Source organism: Candidatus Bathyarchaeota archaeon (assembly GCA_026014735.1).
Taxonomy (GTDB): Archaea; Thermoproteota; Bathyarchaeia; order Bathyarchaeales; family Bathycorpusculaceae; genus Bathycorpusculum.
This window is the reverse complement of record JAOZHT010000001.1, coordinates 237,531-255,327: the sequence shown is the minus strand read 5'-3', so window position 1 is coordinate 255,327 and position 17,797 is coordinate 237,531. Positions and strand designations below refer to the sequence as shown.

The following is a 17,797-nucleotide window of genomic DNA, read 5'->3' as shown; positions in this document are numbered from 1 at the left end:
AAATAGACCATTATTTAATATCCTTTTTCGATGGATAACCTGACGAAAGAAAAACGTTCCAAGGTAATGGCGTCTATTCACTCGAAAGACACCCTACCAGAGGTGCTCCTGAGAAAAGCGCTTTGGCGGCGGGGCTTCCGGTTCAGGGTCCAGTACGGCCGATCTAAAATTGATATTGCTTTTCCCAAGCAAAGAGTCGCTGTTTTTGTTGATGGTTGCTTTTGGCATGGTTGCCCTATTCATTCGCACAAAATCGGAACAAACGTGGGGTACTGGCAACCGAAACTGGAGAAGAACAAGGAGCGCGATAAGGTTAAAACCGCCAAGTTAGCGGACGAGGGATGGGTTGTTTTGAGGTTTTGGGAACATGAACTGGCAAGTGTTGATTCGGTTGTTGAGAAAATCGCCAAGACTATAAAAGAAAGAAAATGGGTAAGCCAACATTAACCAAGCTAAATTGTACCGCGAGGGATAGGCTAAACAAAAAAACAGGTTTTCGCGTTTGAGGTACCGCAATCTCTATATTTTGCTGTGGAACAGTTTTTAGAAGTTGTAGTGTGTGGGCCCGTGGCTCAGTCAGGCTAGAGCGGAGGACTCTTAATCCTTAGGTCGCGGGTTCAATTCCCGTCGGGCCCGCCATTTTCCGTTTTGGGGGTTGGTGTGTTTTTTGGCGGGTTTGATGGTTTTTTGGTTTGTTTTGGGGTTGGGGGTGGGCTGTTTGCCTCAACGCTTTTATAGTAAATCTTTACTATATTTTGGTAAATATATGGCGGTGAGTACATGGGCGCCCTCTCAAAAGACGAAACAATCATCTGGCAACAATTCCAAAAAGGAAAAAACACCAGCACAATCGCCCAACAACACCCAACCCAACAATGGAGCCCCGCCTACACCTCACGCGTCCTCAACCGCGCCCGAGAAAAAATCGCCAAAACCCTCCAAGAACACGCCAACAGCCACCGCCTCGACATCGAAACCCTCCTCGACTACAAAGGCCTCCTCATCGGCTTCGACTACCAAACCAGCAGCCAAGTCTACATAGTCTACACCGAAAAACTAGGCGTCATCATCTGGTACAAACATGACTCCTACGCAGGAAAACAATGCCCAAAATGCCCCAAAGAAAACGAATGCAGAGAAACCCTCAACGCCGTCATCGAAGAATACAACCTAACGCTGCGCCCCGACGAAAAACAGCTGCCCATGACACAGCAAGCCAACGCCGTCTTTAACAAACTCGCCGCCAAAGAAATCCCCCGCTACAAACGAAGGGGAGGTGACTGAAAAAATGACCAAGAACACTCAAGAAAAAGTCATCCGACCCCCCAAGCAGCAGATAACAAGCGGTACAATCTTTAAGCCCTCTAAAGCGTACCTCCACAAGATGCAGACCCAAAACATCCTGGCATTCATAATCATTTACCTAAGCGTAGTGTTAAGTTTCCTCGCAATCGCCTATATGGGCGCAGGAGAACCCGGCAACCTAAGCGCCACCCAAACAATCAACCAATACTTCCTACCCGTTAACCTCTGGACCGTGGGGCTAAACCTGATTTGGCTCCTACCCACCCTTGCATTGACACCCATCTACTTTAGAAGCATAGAGTACTCGGTGAAAGCAGAATCCGGCGACACCATGCCAGAAATCTACTCTAAACGCGGCATATTCACCATCACCCGCCGACACGTGCCCTTCCGAACCATAACAAACATCTCCAGCCAAGCAGGACCCTTCGACCGAATCTTCAAAATCGGCTCCGTGCACATTGAAACCGCAGGGTACTCTGGCGCAAGCCAAAAGGGCCCCGAGGAAAACCTAGCCGGCATCGTGTTCTACGAGGAAGTCAGAGACTTCATCCTCTTGGAGCTGCGCAAATTCAAAGAGCCCTATACCACTGGAACCGAGGTGGTTTATCCGACGGAGAAGCCTGTTCCCAGCATGGAGGGGCTTGATGACGAGATTCTGGTGACGCTTCGCGAGATCCGTGATTTGCTTAAGCAACGCTAACCCCCTTTTTCCTTTGATTTTTTGTTAGGCTCTTTTTCTTTTGGGCGCAGATAGGCTTATGGATTAAGCATTTTTCTCAGCCGCTGCGTTAACCCTTCCCGCTCGCTAGGCTGGCAGGTCCAGAGGCTGCGGTACTCCCGAAACTTGTCACCGCCGATTTTGCCCTGCTTCTGCAACTCGCCCAGAAGCCGCATGAAACCCTGCAGGTCCAGCTGCTCGTTGGTTACGGCGGCTGCGATTTTGCGTTCGGGCGCTGCGTTGACGCCTATGCGTTCGCTGTCGGGGGGCGGATAGGTCTCGTAGAGGAACCGACCGAAGTAGAGGCTGTGCCAGCTTTTGGTTTGGGGCAGGCTGTTTTTGGCTTTCAGCAGCATCTCGGTGAAATGCTGATATTCCTGTCCCAGCGAGTAATACTTGGTTTGCCCAGTGGATGCATCGCCGATGCGCCCCACGAAGTGCCGCAGATGATGATTGCTAAAAACAGGCGCCACAGACCCCTTCTCCTCGTTAAAGCAGTAAATAATCCGTTTAGGCAACAGCTTATCCTGCCCCACGCCGCCTATGCGTTCCCAGTGGGCATCGACTTTCTCAGAGAGGGATCTGCGGTCATCCACGGCGAGGCGCAACAGCTTTTTGAATTCGCCGATTTGGAGGCGGGCGTTGCGGTAGATGTTGCTGCTGCTCTGATTCGAGTAGCTGACGGGTCGGAGGGCTTTCTCGAGCAGCTGGAAGAATTCGCCGACTTCGTCGGGGTTAACTTTGTAGAGTCGGTCGGGGTCAAGCCACTCGATGCTGCAGAGGTTCTCGCTGAAGGGATACTTGTCTCGTAGCTGTTTAAGCGCAGCTAGGGCTTGGGTGACTTCGTGTTTGCTGGTGCCGACTTTATCGTAGGCAGCGGCTTTTTCACCAAGAGAGAAGGGGTTTGACATTGCAGGCATTCGTAATAGCCTCAAAGCTAATAAAACTTCAGAGCGTCGCCTTGAATTTAAATCAAAAAGTCTGCTTATCTGCAGGTCAAGGCGGCAATCAAACTAAAAAAAGAAAACGGAAACCTGCCACCAGCGGCGACTATACAGAGAGCAAAAAATCTGCGCTACTCTTGACCGCCATGATGCATCATGCCCATGCCGCCCTCACCGGACTTGCCTTTCCCGCCCTGCCGCCAACCCATCTGAGAAGCATACTCCATCATGTGACTCATATTCTCCTTGATCAGCTCCATCGCGGCAGGGTTAATTTCAAGCTCCATGGTCAATTTGACTTTGCCAGTTTTATCCGCTGCTTCCATACATCCACCTCCATAAAAAACCTGTTAATGAACTATTTAATGGGGGGCGGCTTTGAAGTTAAACGTAAGTGACTGTGCCCACGCAGCTACAGCGGCGCCCTAAACTGCCCAGTGCCCAGCTAAAGCGTTCAACGCATTTTCGAAGAGGTAATCCTTTGGCACCACATCGACTCTCACGTCGAGTTCCTCGAGAGCCCGCGCGGTGGTGGGTCCGATGGCCACGACCGTGACTTTTTCGGCGAGGATTTTGCGTAGCTGCTCTATGTCTGCTTTTTCGGCGAGCATTTTGAAGATGTTTTTGGCGCTCAACCCGCTGCCGAAGAGAACTGCATTTATGCGCCCACTAACCAAGTCGTCGTAAAATTTGGTTTTTAGTGCTTCATCCACCGGTAAACCTGACTCGTAAACGTAGATTTCCTCCACATCCGCGCCCCTGGCTTTAAGGGCTTCACCGAGCATCGGAGGGGCATTGCTGGTTCTGGGCATGCGAATTCTTTTCCCTGTAAGGTCTGCTTCTTTGAGAGCCTCCAGCAAGCCTTCACCGCTGTACTTCTGAGGCACCAAATCCACCCGCAGCCCAAGCGCCTGAATTGCCTCGGCGGTTTTGGGTCCAACAGCCATAACACAGGATTTCGCTAAGCCCTCATGCAACATTTGGGTTTGCCCTATGCCCTGGGCTGCCTCGAAGAGGTATTTAACGCCGTTGGTACTCATCAAAATAGTGTAGTCCACTTTTCCAGCGCACAGTTCAGCGATGAATTTCTTCACTGGCTCGGGGTTGCTTAGGGATTTGATGTCTATGGCGGGGATATAGTAGGGTACACCGCCTTTTGCGCGGATTAGCTCGCCTGCTTCCTCAGCTTGCCCCGCTGGGCGGGTGATGGCGACGACTCTTCCTTTCAGAGGGGCTGTTTGAACCATGCAAGTTTCCTGCCTAAAGTGGCTACTTCGCCGATGAGGATGACTGAGGGCGGCTTAATCTGCTGCTTTTGCGCTTCTGTGATCACGGTGCCCAAGGTGGCTATGAGGGTGCGCTGCTGCGGTAGCGTGCCAGATTCAATCATGGCAACTGGCCTGTCTGGGTTTATGCCGCCTGCAAGCAGTTTGCCAACGATGCCCTCCAACGATTCGACGCCCATCAAGATGACCATGGTGTCTACTGCGCCTGCGATTTTGACCCAGTCCACGGGTTTCTCAGCGTCGCCTGCACGGTGACCTGTAATTATAGCGACTGAGGCTGCGTAATCACGGTGCGTAAGCGGTATGCCCGCATACATTGGGGCTGCAACCGATGAGCTGACTCCGGGCACAATCTCGAATTCAATGCCCTCCGCCACCAGCGCCTCGGCTTCTTCGCCGCCCCGCCCGAAGATGAAGGGGTCGCCGCCTTTGAGCCGCACCACCCTGCCGCCTTCTTTGGCTTTCTCTACGATTTTGTTTGTAATTTGGTCCTGGGGCACCTCATGCAGACCGGTTCGTTTGCCCACGAATATCCGCTCAGCTTTTTCGGGTGCCATGTTGAGGACTTCGTCGCTGACGCCCAAGCGGTCATAAATTAGAACGTCTGCTTGTTTGATGATTTCAACGGCTTTTACTGTGAGCAGTTTGGGGTCGCCTGGACCCGCACCGACAAGGTAGACTTTACCAAACGCCATACTTTTCTCTCCACTCCTTCTCAAAATCCTTTGCGCCCTGCGCTATGAGGTCTTCGCCGACTTTAGCTCCGAGTTCCTCAGCCTGCGCCAGAGACCCTTTTTCGGATGCACTGATTTTTTTGCGTTCATTAAGCGAGAATATGCTGCCGTAGAGTGTGAGGCTGTTGCCTTCTGCTTTGCCGACTGCGCCGATTGGGACGCGGCAGCCGCCCTCGAGTTTGAGGACGAGGCTTCGTTCAGCGGTTATTTCCGCACGAGTTGCTTTGTCTTCGATTGACTGCAAAATTTTGATGACCTCGCTGTTGCCTTCTTTGGCGACGACCGCAATCGCGCCTTGCCCCGCTGCGGATGGAAACTGGTCGAGCGAGAGACGCTGGGTGATTTCTCCAGTTATGTTCATGCGTTCCAATCCTGCTTCAGCGAGAACGATGCCTGCGATTGCGCCTTTTTTGACTTTACCGATGCGGGTGTCCACGTTGCCTCGTATGGGCTCCACTTCTAGGTCGGGGCGCAGGTACTTGATTTCTGCTAGCCGCCGCAGGCTGCCTGTTCCGACAACCGCGCCCTTAGGCAACTCTGCAAGCTTAACATGATTGTTAGAGATGAAAACATCACAGGGCGAATCGCGCTTGGGAATAGCCGCCAAAACCGTGCCTGCTTGCTGCTCCACGATGGGCACGTCTTTGAGGCTGTGTACGGCAAAATCTATTTTTCCAGCCACAACTTCTTGGTCGATTTCTTTCTCGAAGATGCCCTTGCAGTCGATAGTGAAGAGGGGTTTGCCGTGTTCTTTGTCGCCGATGGTGTGGATGATTTTGATTTCGAACTCCACGTCTGGGTTTTTGGCTTTTATCCAGTCCAATGTGCGGTTTGTCTGTGCAAGGGCGAGTTTGCTGCCTCTGGTTCCGACGGTTAGCTTCATGGGGTTTTCCTCGTTTTCGCAGCCGCCGCGAGGGCTTTGTCGAAGGCGTTTATGGTAAATTTAAGGTCGTCTTCGGTGTGGGCGGCGGATAGGAAGCAGGTTTCGCACTGTGATGGCGGAATAAACACGCCCTCATTTAGCAACGCATGGAAGTAAGCAGTGAACATGGCTGCGTCGCTGTGTTTGGCGCAGGCGTAATCGGTGACCGCGTCTTTTGTGAAGAAGATTTGGTAGAGCGAGGCTATGCTGTAGACCTGAGCGGGGAGTTTGTGTTGGATGGATAGGTCGGTTAGGGCAGCTTTGAGTGTGGAGGCGTTCTTTTCGAGCCGCGGGTAGATTTGGCTTCTGTTTTTGGTCAGGTAGCCAAGGATTGCCATGCCAGCTGATGCCGACACGGGGTTGCCGCTAAAAGTGCCTGCCTGATACACTTTGCCCACGGGGCTGATGTTTTGCATGATTTCTTTTTTGCCGCCAAACGCCGCCAGAGGGAACCCGCCGCCGAGCACCTTGCCCAGCGTCGCCATGTCGGGTTGAACGCCGAAGAGTTCCTGAGCCCCGCCCAAAGAGAGGCGAAAGCCAGTGATGATTTCGTCAAAAATCAAAATGGTGCCGTTGACGGCGGTGATTTTGCGCAGGGTTTGCAAATAGTCTTTTTTGGGCAAAATTAAGCCGACGTTTCCCATAACGGGCTCGACGATAACTGCGGCAATCTGGTTTCCCTCACTCTTAAACGTCGCCTCTAAAGCTTCCACGTCGTTGTAGGGTAGAACGATGGTGTTTTGGGTGGTTTCTTCGGGAACCCCAAGCGAGTTTGGAGCGCCAAAAGTGGCGGCTCCCGACCCTGCCTTGACCAAGACGTTGTCGTGGCTGCCGTGGAAGCAACCGTCGAATTTGATGATTTTTTTGCGGTCTGTGTATCCGCGTGCAGCTCGGATGGCATGCATGGTGGCTTCTGTGCCTGTACTGACGAGGCGCAGCATCTCCATGCAGGGCGAGGCTTTGCTGATTGCCTCGGCGAAGGCCACTTCCAACTCGGTTGGTGCACCGTAAAGTGTCCCTTTTGACATTTGCGCTTTGACTGCGTCGAGGATTTCGCTGTTGGCATGCCCCAAAAGCAGGGCGCCGTAGGCGTTGCAGTAGTCGACGTAGGCTTTGCCGTCGGCGTCATAGAGTTTGGAGCCCGCTGCATGCTCGACAAAGAAGGGGTAAGGGTCGTAGGCGCGGACGGGGCTGTTTACGCCGCCGGGCAAGATTTTTTGGGCTCTACGGAAGAGCACTTCAGATTTAGATGTCAAGGCTACTTCAACCATGCTTTTGCGTCTTTAGCGTGGTAGGTTATGATGAGGTCGGCGCCTGCCCGCTTCATTCCACCCAGGATTTCGCGGATGAGGGTTTTCTCGTCTACCCAGCCGTTGGCTGCGGCGGCTTTAACCATGCTGTATTCGCCGCTGACATTGTAGGCGACGATGGGCACGTTGAAGCTGGCTTTGGCAAGCGCCACTATGTCAAGGTATGCCAATGCGGGCTTAACCATAATCATGTCGGCGCCTTCCTCGATGTCGAGTTCCATCTCACGCAGCGCCTCCTCGGGGCTGCCCTGGCTCATCTGGTAACTGCGGCGGTCACCGAACTTGGGCGTGGAATCCGCGGCGTCGCGGAAGGGACCATAAAAGCCCGAGGCATACTTGGCGGCGTAAGCCATAATTGGGGTTTGATCGTAGCCTGCCTCGTCAAGTGCCTCGCGGATGGCGGCGACTTGCCCATCCATCATCGCGGAGGGCGCAACGATGTCGACGCCTGCCTCGGCGTAGCTGACGGCGATTCTGCCTAAAAGCTCCAAGGTAGCGTCATTTTGGACTTGCCCATCCTTTACTATGCCGCAGTGGCCGTGGCTCATGTACTCACAGAGGCACACGTCGCCGATTACCACCAGGTCCTCGCCGCGGGCGGCTTTGAGTTCGCGGATGGCGTTTTGGACCACGCCGTCTTTGGCGTAGGCGGAGGTGCCTTGCTCATCCTTCTTTGCGGGTATGCCAAATAGCAGCACGCTTCTGCAGCCCTGCGACAGCGCCTCTTTGCCCTCCTCTGCAACCATGGAGAGGGGAAGTCGGCTGTAGCCGGGCATAGAGGGGATAGCGACGGGGTTTTGGATGGCTTCCTCGACGAAGATGGGATAGATGAGGTGCGCGGGGTTAAGGGTAACTTGGTTTAGCATCTGACGCAGCGCAGCTGTTCTGCGCAGCCGCCTCATTCGCACGGTTGGAAAACTCATACTTGATTCTCCTCTTTATTGATTAATGCCAACGCTAAAGTTTCAGCTTCAGCTAATTTGCCCTCAGATAACGCCTTTTTGATTTCTTCACTGCCAAGAATTTCATATAACATCTGGCTCCGCTTCTCCGAGTCAGACACCTTCTCTTTGAGGACCGCGCGGGCTTTCTCCTGCAGCTGAATCGAGAGCAGATCCATCGGCGTGACCAGTTTCTCGATGCGTTCCCGCAGCACATGCGCCACCGCTGGGCTCTTGCCGCCTGTGGAAACCGCTATCTTCACGTCGCCGACATGTGCCACCGCAGGCAAAATAAAATCGCTCGCCGAGGGGTCATCGACGCTGTAAACCATGCAGCCATAGAACTTGGCGGCTTTAATTAGCCCCGCGTTGAGGGCGCCGTCGTTGGTGGCGGCGAGCAGAATGTAGGGTTTGGGGCTGAGGCTATCAACGAACGCCTGGGCATCCTTGATGCCGGTTTTGAGCAGCGCAACCCGTTTTTCCTGCCCCAGCTTTTGGATGGGCTCGACAAAGTCGCGGCTGATAACCCAGATTTTCGCCTCTGAATCCAGTATGCCTTGGAGTTTACGGTGGGCTTCTGCGCCGCCTCCAACTACCATAACGGTTTTCCCGGTTAATTTGAGGTCGATTAGCACTCTTTGCTTGCACCTGCTGAACCGTTAAGGCGGTAGTTGGTTAAGAGGTTTTTGAATTTCTCCGGAAAAACATCATAATCAACTTCCACGGGCTTAGGCGGCAGGGCTAACTGGGTGAGCAAATCAAAGTTGAGGCTCTTTTCCGCAGCTTCCAAGGCCTGTGCACAGAAATCCTCATAGCGGATTTCCACCTCGGGAATCATGCCGCGGCGCTGCAGGTCCAAACGGGGAACCATACCTATAATCTGCACGCCGACTTCTCCAAAGGCCCGCTGCATCATAGCCACGGTTTCTTTGGTCATGTAGCTGACGTGAAGCTTGTTTAGTATCACGCCGGTGGGGTTAACGCCTAAGCGTTTGAGGGCAACGATGTTGTTGAGGGTATCAAGCAGGGCGCCTTCGAGGCCTTCTTGGTCGCAGGCCACCACCAGAACCGTTGAGGCACCCAACGCCGCCGCCACTTCGACAGTTGACATGGGCCGATCGTATTTGGTGTTTAGCAATCCAGTGAAGGCACTCATGGCGCCTTCCACAATCAGAAAATTGTAGTCTTGCGAGGCGTTTTCGATGGCTTGCCGGGGAGTCACCCAGCCGCTTTGCCCAACCCTAATCGAGGAATACTCCCGCATGGGCTCTTTCAGCAAATAGAGTGAGGGCACCGCGTCGCGGATGTCGCCGCCGACCTTGATTATGCCGACTTTGTAGCCGCGTTTCTTGAGGGCTCCAGCGATTCCTGTTACAACAAAGGTTTTCCCTGAACCACTAGCCAACGCCGTTATCAGCAGCAGCTTGGGCTTGGTTTCCACGGGGGGCGGCTGATGGATGCCTGTGGAGACGCCGACTTCGCCCTTGATGCTCTCCAGCAGTTTAGCGTTAGCCGCCTTGATGGCTGACAGGTCCTTTTGGGTTAGGTCAAGCGAGTTAAGAATGCCCGTGGTTATTGCGGGGTTGTTATCGAGTAAACCATGGATGAAGACGCCTACGACGTTGCCGGCTTTGTTTGAAACCCCTGAAACCAGGTCTCTGCCTTTGACAAAGTAGTTGATGTACTGGGCGTGGCTGATGAGGATGGGTTTGGCGCCGCCGCCCAGTTTCATCTCGCCATAGGTGTGGCAGTGGAACCCCCGGACCTGCGCGCCGACTTCGCCGGTGAGGAAGCTGGCCTCCACGACGTCGGCGGTTACGCGGTCGGTGCATATGAGGGGGGAAACTTTGGCGTCTAATAGGCCGATGCCCTGCCGCCTGATGGGTATGGTGGAGAGGCGCCCCACGTCGGTTTCCTTGGCGAGTACCTGAAGACCCGAGCAGATGCCCAAAATATATTTGCCTTCATCGGCCATCTTTACGATTTCTCGTGTGACGGCGGGGTTGACGCTTGCGGATTCCACGAGGCTGCCGCCGGGTATGATTAGCATGTCGAGGACTTGTGAGGCGGGTTTGCCGTCGAGTTGTGCGGTGGGTCCTAGGAGGTCGGTGGGGAGGTTTCCGAAGTTTTCGAAGCATGGAAGCGCTCCTTGTAGGTATGCTAAGCCGATTCTGCGTGGTGGATTCATTGGTTTTGCCCGTCGGGGTATTTACCGCAAACGTTATATTTAAGCCGGTCGGTTTATCCATCCATGCATGCTTCGGCGAAGGTAGACCACGTCATCAACCTCCGCATAACGCACAAAACAGCCCGCGTTATGCTACTGGAAGCAGTCGCCTTCCAAGAGAAAACCCAAGCCCTCACCGAACTAAAAACCATAGAAGGCATCGAAGAATGCCTCTACCTGCAGACATGCAACCGCACAGAAATCTATCTTGTAGCCGAAAACCCCCAAGGCGCCGCTGAATCAGCCAGACAGTGGCTGCTTAATCGAGCCAAAGAACACCGCGGGGAAATAGCAGAAGCCTTAGAGGTCAGCTACGACAACGACGCCTTCAACCATCTGCTCCGCGTCACCTCAGGCATGGAATCCATGGTTATCGGCGAAGACCAGATCCTAAACCAAGTCTGGGACGCCTACATCCTAGCCGATAACGCAAAAACCCTCGGGCCCATCCTTAAACACCTTTTCAACCGAGCCATGACAGTTGGGCGCCGAGTCCGCAGCGAGACAGGCATCAACAAAGGTGCCGTCTCCATCGGCTCCGCAGCCGTCGAGCTTGCCCTCACTATTCTGAGAAACCTCGAATCCAAGAAAATCTTGGTTATGGGCGCTGGCGAAATCGGAACGCTGGTTTCGAAAGCGCTTGCCCGGCGCTGTTTAAGTCCCATCTTCATCGCTAACCGCACCTACGACCGAGCCGTCAAACTCGCCGCCGACCTCGGGGGGCAGGCAGTGCATTGGGACCGATTCGACGAAGTCATGACTGACGCTGACGTCGTCATCTGCTCAACATCCGCGCCGCATTACCTGTTAACCAAAGAAGCCATCACAAGGCTGATGGCAATGCGCAGAAACCCCCAGTTCATGATGATCATCGACATCTCCAATCCCCGCAACGTCGAACAAAGCGTTGCCGAAGTCAAAGGCACCGAACTCTACTGCATCGATGATTTACAGATGATCGCTGACAAGAATAAGGAGCAGCGGCAAAGAGCCATAGAAGCCGCTCAAATCCTGCTCGACCAAGAACTGCCCGGGCTCGAGGAGGACATGAAAAGCCTCAGCGTCAGACTCATGATCTCGGAGATTCTCTCGCAGGCCGAGCAGGTCCGCCAGAGAGAACTTAGCACCGCCTTAACCATGATGGGTGACCTCGATGAACACCAAAGGCGTGTTCTTAACGATTTAACCTCGATTTTGCTTAAGCAAACCTTTATTCCAGTAGTTGAGAACCTCAGAGCAGCTGCTAAGACAGGTGATAAAAAAGCCATTGAGGCAGCGGCTAAATTGTTTGAGAAAACGGAGAAGAATTAATTGCCAAAATCGTTAGCTCTTGACAATGTCGGTTTAATTCTCATCGGACACGGCAGCAAACTACCGCATAACCAAGAAAACCTCGAGAAGCTAGCCGATATACTTCGGGAACGCTCATCATTTAGACAGGTGGAAATCGCGTTTATGATACGCAACCCCCCCACCATCTCCGAAGCGATCGATAATTTAACCAGAAAAAAAGTCGACAAAATCGTGTTAGTTCCCGTGTTTCTAGCGTCGGGGGTACATACAACCAAAGAGATTCCTGAAATGATTGAAGTCAAAGACAAGGAATCACAGCTTTCCCAAAAAGGCATCCAACTATTCTATGGCGAACCCATCGGGGCAGACGAATGCATTGCAGTTATACTCGAAGAGAAAGCACTCAAAGCGTTAGGCCACGACTGGAACCACCACCACGCACCCTTCAAAGCCGCACCCGTCACGACTTACCCTGCCACCTCCTCCAAAATCTACGACCAAAGCATGAAACTCATTCGCCCCGAAATCCAAGGTGTCCTCTCAAAAGCACCAAAAAACCAAATCCCCATCATTGAGCGCGTCGTGCACACCACCGCCGACCCAGAATTCGCTAAATTACTCGTCATAAGCGACGGAGCCGTTGAGGCGGGTGTTGCGGCAATTAAGGCTGGAGCGAAGGTATTCACGGATACGAAGATGATTAAGGCAGGCATCCACGAGGGTAGAGTACAACGGTTCGGCGGGAGAATCTTAACGTTCATCGATGATCAACGCGCTAGCAAACTTGCCATTGAAGAAGAAATTACCCGGTCAAGCGCCGCGGTACGTTTAGCTGTAGCCGATGGAGCAGAAGGCGCCATCTTTTTAATTGGAAACGCGCCTACTGCAGCCTTCGAATTAGCTGACCAAATTGAAAAAGGCAAAGTGAAACCTGCCTTGGTTGTGGCTGTGCCCGTTGGATATGTCGGAGCTGCAGAATCTAAAGAGGCCATCACCAAGCTGCAGGTACCCTACATAATCACTAAGGGACGTAAAGGAAGCAGCACCATCGCCGTCGCCATCTTTAATGCCCTACTTAATATGGCAGAAGCAAAACCTTAGGGGCGACAGGCAGAATGGCGCGGTTTCTTAAATACGGCATCACCACGGGGGCAACGGCGGCGGCAGCAGCTAAAGCCGCGGCAATCGCAGCCTTGGGTATGCCAGTGGACCGCGTTGTTATCCCGACGCCGATTGGCTTGCGGTTTGAGTTGACGGTGAAGAGCAGCCGCAAACTTTCCTTGGACACCGCAGAGGCAGTCACGGTGAAGGATGCGGGGCAAGACATCGATGCCACCGACAAGATGGAAATCGTCGCCACCGTCAAACTCACAGGCGACGGAAAAGTCACCGTTAAAAGCGGCGAAGGCATCGGCGTAGTCACAAAGCCCGGTTTGCAGGTGCCCATCGGCGAAGGCGCCATAAACCCCGTGCCCCGGGCCATGATTATCCAGGCAGTCCAAGAAGTCCTCCCCGAGGGCAGAGGCGCCGAGGTAGTTATCAGCGCACCCCAAGGCGCCAGCATCACCAAGAAAACCATGAACGATAAACTGGGCATACAGGGCGGCGTCTCAATTCTAGGCACCACAGGCGTCGTGAAGCCCTACTCGATGGAAGCCTGCCGCCGCTCGCTGGTTCCCCAAATCGACGTGGCCCTCGCAGGCGGCTACAAACGCATCCTCTGCGTCCCCGGCAACATCGGCGAACGCATAGCCAAAGAAAAGTTTGGGGTGCCCGAAGACGCGATTGTGCAGACCGGCGACTTCGTCGGCTACATGCTTGATAAAGCCGTCGAGAGGGGCGTGGGCGAAATCGTGATGCTGGGGCATTCAGGCAAACTTGTCAAGCTGGCGGCGCGGCTATTTAACACTCACCACAAAGTCGGCGACGCACGCAACGAAGTCATCGCAGCCTACGCGGGCGCCGCTGGAGCAGACACCCAAACCATCCAGAAGCTGCTGAAGGCAAACACCACCGACGAAGCAACCCAAATCCTCCAAAAGGCAGGACTGGTTGAAGCCACCTACAACCGCGTTGCAGAGCGTGTGCATGAGCGCGTGTGTGAGCGAGTGGAAAATAAGATAAAGATAAGCGTGGTAATCGTCGCCATGGACGGGGAAGTCCTGGGCATGGACCAAAATGCACGGAGCAATAAGCCATGGCAAAACTTGTTATAGTAGGCGTCGGGCCAGGTTCACAGGATTATGTGACTGCAGCGGCCAGAAAAGCGGTGCAGCAGGCAGATGTGGTTTTGGGTTCCCAGAGAACCGTTGAGCTTATGCACGGCGACATCCAAGGCGAAGCAGTGGTTTTCACCGCCAAAACCCTCTACGACACGCTAAAACAGGCAGCCCAAGCCCTGAAAGAAGACAAAAACGTCGCGTTGCTTTCGGTGGGTGACCCAGGGTTTTCGGGGCTGCTTCACACCGCAGTAGAGAGCGGTTTATTCCAGCCAAGCGACATCTGCGTTGTGCCAGGCATCAGCTCCATCCAGGCATGCGCCGCCCGGCTGAACCTAAGCTGGCAAGATGCCGCCATATTCACGTTTCATGAAGGCAAACAAACCCAAAAAGACAAGCAGCAACTCGCAGCATGCCTTAAAGAGGGCAAAACCGCAATGGTTCTCCCTGACATGCGGGGGTTCTCGCCCAGCGACATCGCAGAGTACCTCATCAAAGAGGGCCTCGACAGCAAAACCCATGTGTTTATCTGCGAAAACCTCACTTTGCCCGACGAAAAAGTGCTCTCCACCCGCCTGGGCGATTTAGGGGACCAGCGGTTTTGGCCGCTTTGCATCATGGTAATTCAGGATCAGGTTAACGGAAGTAAAATGCAATGACTAAAGAATGGATCTACAAGACGCCTGGGATCCCCGATGAAGCGTTCAACCAAAACGAGAAGGTTCCAGGGCCAACTAAAGAGGAAATCAGGGTAATCACCATCAGCAAAGCACGGCTAAGCGAGGGCGCAGTGGTGGTTGACGTGGGCTGCGGCACAGGCGGCTTAACCGTGGAGGCAGCGCTGCAGGTAGGCAGCAAAGGCAGAGTCTACGCCTTAGACGAAGACCCCAATGCTGTAGAGTTAACCAAAAGCAACGTGCATAAATTCGCCGTCGAAAACCAGGTGTCGGTTACGTTGGGTAAGGCGCCGGGTGCGCTGCTTAGCCTGCCCCGGGCAGATGCGTTTCTGGTAGGCGGAGGCGGCGTGTCGCTGCGACCTATCCTCCAGTTTGCCAACGCTAAACTTAACCCCAACGGCAGAATCGTGGTGAACGCCATCCTCCTAGAGACGGCAACCGTCGCCGTCGATGAGCTTAAGGCGCTGCGGTTTGTCGACATCGACGTGGCAGCTATATCGGTGGCTAAGGGAAAACAGATTAACAGTGGAACCATGATGCTGGCAAGAAACCCAGTCACGATAGTTTCCGCAACAAAAATTTAGGAGAAAACATGTATGGTCGGCGTATTCATAGGCATCGGCGTTGGTCCAGGCGACCCCGAACTTATCACGCTAAAAGCGGCGAAGGCACTTAAAGCAGCAGACGTTATCTGCGTACCTAAATCGCAGGCGCAGAAACCCAGCATGGCCCTAAGCATGATACAGCCCATTTTGGCTGAGCGGGACGTGCCCCCTGAAATCCTTGAACTCATATTCCCCATGAATAAAGATGAACTTAACAACCGCAGGCTCTGGGCAGAAAACGCCGCCCTAGTCGCGGACAGAGCCAGAAAAGGCAGCGTGGTCTTCATTACGCTGGGTGACCCCATGCTCTACAGCACCTTCCTCTACCTCTACGAATTCGTCAAGGAAACTTACCCTGAAATTGAGATGGAAATCATCCCCGGCGTCACCTCAGTCACCGCGGTTGCAGCCAGCAGCAAGCTGCCTTTAGCGGAGAAAGAAGAAGTCGTCACCATCATCCCCACCGATCTAAGCCCAGCCCACCTGGAAGACGCAGCCAAACACGCCGAGAACCTGGTGTTCATGAAATGCGCATTTCACATCAAAGAATTCGTTCCCATCCTGCTTAAATCTGGCTTCACGGAGAACTCCACCATCGCCCTCGTCAAACGCTGTACTCTTCCCGAGGAAAAGGTGGTTGTGGGCAAACTCGGCGAGGTTAAGGATTGGGATGTCTCGGAGGATTACTTCTCGGTTGCCATCGTCAAGAAAAGCCAGGTTCCTATTCACTGGAAGAACGGAAACGGAGGCTACAGGAAATGAATAAGGTTGTATTCATCGGCGCCGGCTCCGGCGACCCCGAACTCATCACGCTTAAAGGCAAAAGGTGGCTTGAGCAAGCCGACGTAGTCATCTACACAGGCAGCCTGCTTAACCCCGAGTACCTCAAGTACTGCAAGAAAGAAGCGGAGCTCTATGACAGCGCAGAGATGGGGCTTCCGGAAATGCTTAAAGTTATGGTGCAGGGCATCCAAGCTGGCAAACGGGTTGTGCGCCTCCACGACGGCGACCCAAGCTTCTACGGCGCCATACAGGAAGTCATGACTGCGCTGGATAAAGAGGGCATCGAGTACTTCCGCATCCCAGGCGTCAGCTGCCTACTCGGCGGAGCCGCCGCGTTAAACCGCGAATTAACCCTTCCAAACATCAGCCAAACCGTCATCATCACGCGCCCCGAGGGACGCACGCCTGTTCCCGAAGCTGAAAGCATCCGCAAACTCGCCGCGCATCAAGCCACCATGGTAATTTTCCTGGGCACCCCCCATATTGCCCGGGTTGTTGAGGATTTAGTGAAGGGCAGCTACCCCAAAACCACTCCCTGCCAGGTGGTCTACAAAGCCACATGGCCGGACCAGAAAATCGTTAAAGGCACCCTCGCCGACATCGTCGAGAAGGTCCATGCGGAGGGGATTACGCAGACAGCGCTGATTTTTGTTGGAAAAGTCTTAGACCCGCAGGCGTATGATTTATCTAAGCTTTATGACCCTAAATTCACCACGGGTTTCCGTAAAGGCGAAGAGTAAATGTATGAAAAGGGCATAGCAGTCATCGCAGTTACAAGACGAGGCGTCGAAACCGCGCTTAAAATCCAAAAAACGCTGGATATAGCTAGGGTACCATGCACGGTTTATGCGCCCCATAAATACAGCCAAAACGGCGTAGTAGCCATCGATAAGAAGCTGACGGAGTTCATCAAGGACATCTACAGCAAAGTCGACGGTTTAGTGGCGGTTATGGCAACCGGCATCATCATCCGCTCGGTTGCGCCGCTTCTGGAAAGCAAACTAACCGACCCCGCAGTGGTGAGTGTGGATGCAGCAGGCAAATTCGCCATCAGCCTCCTCTCGGGGCATCTGGGCGGCGCCAACGATTTAGCCCACATCGTCGCCAAAGGCATAAACGCCATCCCCGTGGTAACCACCGCCACTGACTCCGTGGGAAAACTCAGCGTGGAAGAATTCGCTAAAGCCCTCCACTTAATTATCCAGAACCCCGACAGCCTCGTAGGCGTCAACTCCGCCATCGTCAACGGCGACCGATTGGTGCTTGTGCTGGTGGGCGACGCAAAGATTCCGCCGAATGCGTTGGCGGGTTATGAGGTGAAGCTGGCGGAGAATGGCGTGGAGGCGCTGGATATCATCAATAGCAGCTACGATGCAGGCGTCATAATCAGTCATGAACCACTCACGATTACCAAGTTCGTTAAGCCCTTTGCTATCCTTAAGACAAGGCAGGTGGTGGTTGGGTTGGGCGCACGCAAAGACGCATCCATGGACGCCATCATCGAAGCCGTCGACACAGCGCTGGAGCAGGTGCATGTGCCGCTGGCAAGGGTGTATCGCTTTGCAACGGTGGATATCAAGCAGGATTCGTTGCCGATGCTTGATGCAGTTAAAAAGCTTGGGGCGCCACTGGAGTTTTTAAGCGTAGAGGCTCTTCGGGCAGTAGACAGTTCAGAATTGTCGCCTGATTCAGCGATGGTTCAAGAAAAAATCGGTGTAGGAGGAGTATGTGAACGAGCAGCAATATTGATAGCGGGAAAAAATGCGAAGTTGATTCTAAAGAAAACCAAGCGCAACGGAGTCACAGTGGCGATAGCCGAGGGCGAGTAAG

General features: G+C 53.6%; 20 protein-coding genes and 1 tRNA gene. 13 read left to right on the top strand and 8 right to left on the bottom strand.

What is annotated here, in order from left to right:
- The first annotated feature begins 30 nt into the window (after window positions 1–30).
- The 4 genes from NWE93_01265 to NWE93_01250 all read left to right on the top strand — a co-directional run bounded on the left by NWE93_01265 (window position 31) and on the right by NWE93_01250 (window position 2,008).
- Window positions 31–447, top strand: coding sequence for a very short patch repair endonuclease (locus NWE93_01265; GenBank protein MCW3998850.1), 417 nt, complete (start codon window positions 31–33; stop codon window positions 445–447).
- 114 nt (window positions 448–561) lie between these two features.
- Window positions 562–639: transfer RNA gene (locus tag NWE93_01260), tRNA-Lys, on the top strand.
- A 141-nt stretch (window positions 640–780) separates the two neighbouring features.
- Window positions 781–1,284: a hypothetical protein gene (locus NWE93_01255; protein MCW3998849.1), complete on the top strand. Its 504-nt coding sequence runs from the start codon at window positions 781–783 to the stop codon at window positions 1,282–1,284.
- Window positions 1,285–1,288: 4 nt separating this feature from the next.
- The gene (locus NWE93_01250; protein MCW3998848.1) at window positions 1,289–2,008 is read left to right on the top strand and encodes a PH domain-containing protein; all 720 of its coding nucleotides are present in this window, start codon (window positions 1,289–1,291) and stop codon (window positions 2,006–2,008) included.
- 56 nt (window positions 2,009–2,064) lie between these two features.
- Here the strand turns inward: NWE93_01250 and NWE93_01245 are convergent, their stop codons facing one another.
- On the bottom strand, window positions 2,065–2,946 hold the full coding sequence (locus NWE93_01245; GenBank protein ID MCW3998847.1) for a hypothetical protein: 882 nt from the start codon (window positions 2,944–2,946) through the stop codon (window positions 2,065–2,067).
- Here NWE93_01245 and NWE93_01240 point away from each other — a divergent pair.
- Window positions 2,937–3,368 carry a hypothetical protein gene (locus NWE93_01240; GenBank protein ID MCW3998846.1) on the top strand — a complete coding sequence of 144 codons (432 nt, stop codon included), beginning with the start codon at window positions 2,937–2,939 and terminating at the stop codon, window positions 3,366–3,368. The genes NWE93_01245 and NWE93_01240 overlap by 10 nt on opposite strands.
- 27 nt (window positions 3,369–3,395) lie before the next feature.
- Here the strand turns inward: NWE93_01240 and NWE93_01235 are convergent, their stop codons facing one another.
- Genes NWE93_01235 through NWE93_01205 form a run of 7 tightly spaced genes read right to left on the bottom strand, consistent with a single transcriptional unit; the run spans window position 3,396 to window position 10,351 of the window.
- The gene (locus NWE93_01235) at window positions 3,396–4,217 is read right to left on the bottom strand and encodes a uroporphyrinogen-III synthase (GenBank protein ID MCW3998845.1); all 822 of its coding nucleotides are present in this window, start codon (window positions 4,215–4,217) and stop codon (window positions 3,396–3,398) included.
- Window positions 4,196–4,951, bottom strand: coding sequence for a uroporphyrinogen-III C-methyltransferase (gene cobA, locus NWE93_01230; GenBank protein ID MCW3998844.1), 756 nt, complete (start codon window positions 4,949–4,951; stop codon window positions 4,196–4,198). The genes NWE93_01235 and cobA overlap by 22 nt, the downstream gene beginning before the upstream one ends.
- On the bottom strand, window positions 4,938–5,873 hold the full coding sequence (gene hemC, locus NWE93_01225; GenBank protein ID MCW3998843.1) for a hydroxymethylbilane synthase: 936 nt from the start codon (window positions 5,871–5,873) through the stop codon (window positions 4,938–4,940). Before hemC ends, cobA begins: the two co-directional genes overlap by 14 nt.
- Window positions 5,870–7,183 carry a glutamate-1-semialdehyde 2,1-aminomutase gene (gene hemL, locus NWE93_01220; protein ID MCW3998842.1) on the bottom strand — a complete coding sequence of 438 codons (1,314 nt, stop codon included), beginning with the start codon at window positions 7,181–7,183 and terminating at the stop codon, window positions 5,870–5,872. The genes hemC and hemL overlap by 4 nt, the downstream gene beginning before the upstream one ends.
- Window positions 7,171–8,145 carry a porphobilinogen synthase gene (gene hemB / locus NWE93_01215; protein ID MCW3998841.1) on the bottom strand — a complete coding sequence of 325 codons (975 nt, stop codon included), beginning with the start codon at window positions 8,143–8,145 and terminating at the stop codon, window positions 7,171–7,173. Before hemB ends, hemL begins: the two co-directional genes overlap by 13 nt.
- The gene (locus NWE93_01210; protein ID MCW3998840.1) at window positions 8,142–8,798 is read right to left on the bottom strand and encodes a bifunctional precorrin-2 dehydrogenase/sirohydrochlorin ferrochelatase; all 657 of its coding nucleotides are present in this window, start codon (window positions 8,796–8,798) and stop codon (window positions 8,142–8,144) included. Before NWE93_01210 ends, hemB begins: the two co-directional genes overlap by 4 nt.
- Window positions 8,792–10,351 carry an AAA family ATPase gene (locus tag NWE93_01205; GenBank protein ID MCW3998839.1) on the bottom strand — a complete coding sequence of 520 codons (1,560 nt, stop codon included), beginning with the start codon at window positions 10,349–10,351 and terminating at the stop codon, window positions 8,792–8,794. Before NWE93_01205 ends, NWE93_01210 begins: the two co-directional genes overlap by 7 nt.
- 63 nt (window positions 10,352–10,414) lie before the next feature.
- Here NWE93_01205 and hemA point away from each other — a divergent pair, with 63 nt between their 5' ends.
- The 8 genes from hemA to NWE93_01165 are packed head-to-tail and all read left to right on the top strand — an operon-like array spanning window position 10,415 to window position 17,796.
- The gene (gene hemA / locus NWE93_01200; protein ID MCW3998838.1) at window positions 10,415–11,701 is read left to right on the top strand and encodes a glutamyl-tRNA reductase; all 1,287 of its coding nucleotides are present in this window, start codon (window positions 10,415–10,417) and stop codon (window positions 11,699–11,701) included.
- Window positions 11,702–12,784, top strand: coding sequence for a sirohydrochlorin nickelochelatase (cfbA, locus tag NWE93_01195; GenBank protein MCW3998837.1), 1,083 nt, complete (start codon window positions 11,702–11,704; stop codon window positions 12,782–12,784).
- A gap of 14 nt (window positions 12,785–12,798) precedes the next feature.
- On the top strand, window positions 12,799–13,899 hold the full coding sequence (cbiD, locus tag NWE93_01190; GenBank protein MCW3998836.1) for a cobalt-precorrin-5B (C(1))-methyltransferase CbiD: 1,101 nt from the start codon (window positions 12,799–12,801) through the stop codon (window positions 13,897–13,899).
- Window positions 13,881–14,561, top strand: a complete 681-nt coding sequence (gene cbiE / locus NWE93_01185) for a precorrin-6y C5,15-methyltransferase (decarboxylating) subunit CbiE (GenBank protein ID MCW3998835.1) — start codon at window positions 13,881–13,883, stop codon at window positions 14,559–14,561. Before cbiD ends, cbiE begins: the two co-directional genes overlap by 19 nt.
- A complete protein-coding gene (gene cbiT, locus NWE93_01180) occupies window positions 14,558–15,163 on the top strand; it encodes a precorrin-6Y C5,15-methyltransferase (decarboxylating) subunit CbiT (GenBank protein MCW3998834.1) in 606 nt (201 codons plus the stop codon). Before cbiE ends, cbiT begins: the two co-directional genes overlap by 4 nt.
- Before the next feature lie 12 nt (window positions 15,164–15,175).
- Complete coding sequence (gene cobI / locus NWE93_01175; GenBank protein ID MCW3998833.1) at window positions 15,176–15,946, top strand: precorrin-2 C(20)-methyltransferase; 771 nt, start codon at window positions 15,176–15,178, stop codon at window positions 15,944–15,946.
- Window positions 15,943–16,707, top strand: a complete 765-nt coding sequence (gene cobM, locus NWE93_01170; GenBank protein ID MCW3998832.1) for a precorrin-4 C(11)-methyltransferase — start codon at window positions 15,943–15,945, stop codon at window positions 16,705–16,707. Before cobI ends, cobM begins: the two co-directional genes overlap by 4 nt.
- On the top strand, window positions 16,708–17,796 hold the full coding sequence (locus NWE93_01165) for a cobalamin biosynthesis protein (GenBank protein ID MCW3998831.1): 1,089 nt from the start codon (window positions 16,708–16,710) through the stop codon (window positions 17,794–17,796). It begins immediately after the preceding gene.
- Window position 17,797 lies beyond the last annotated feature (1 nt).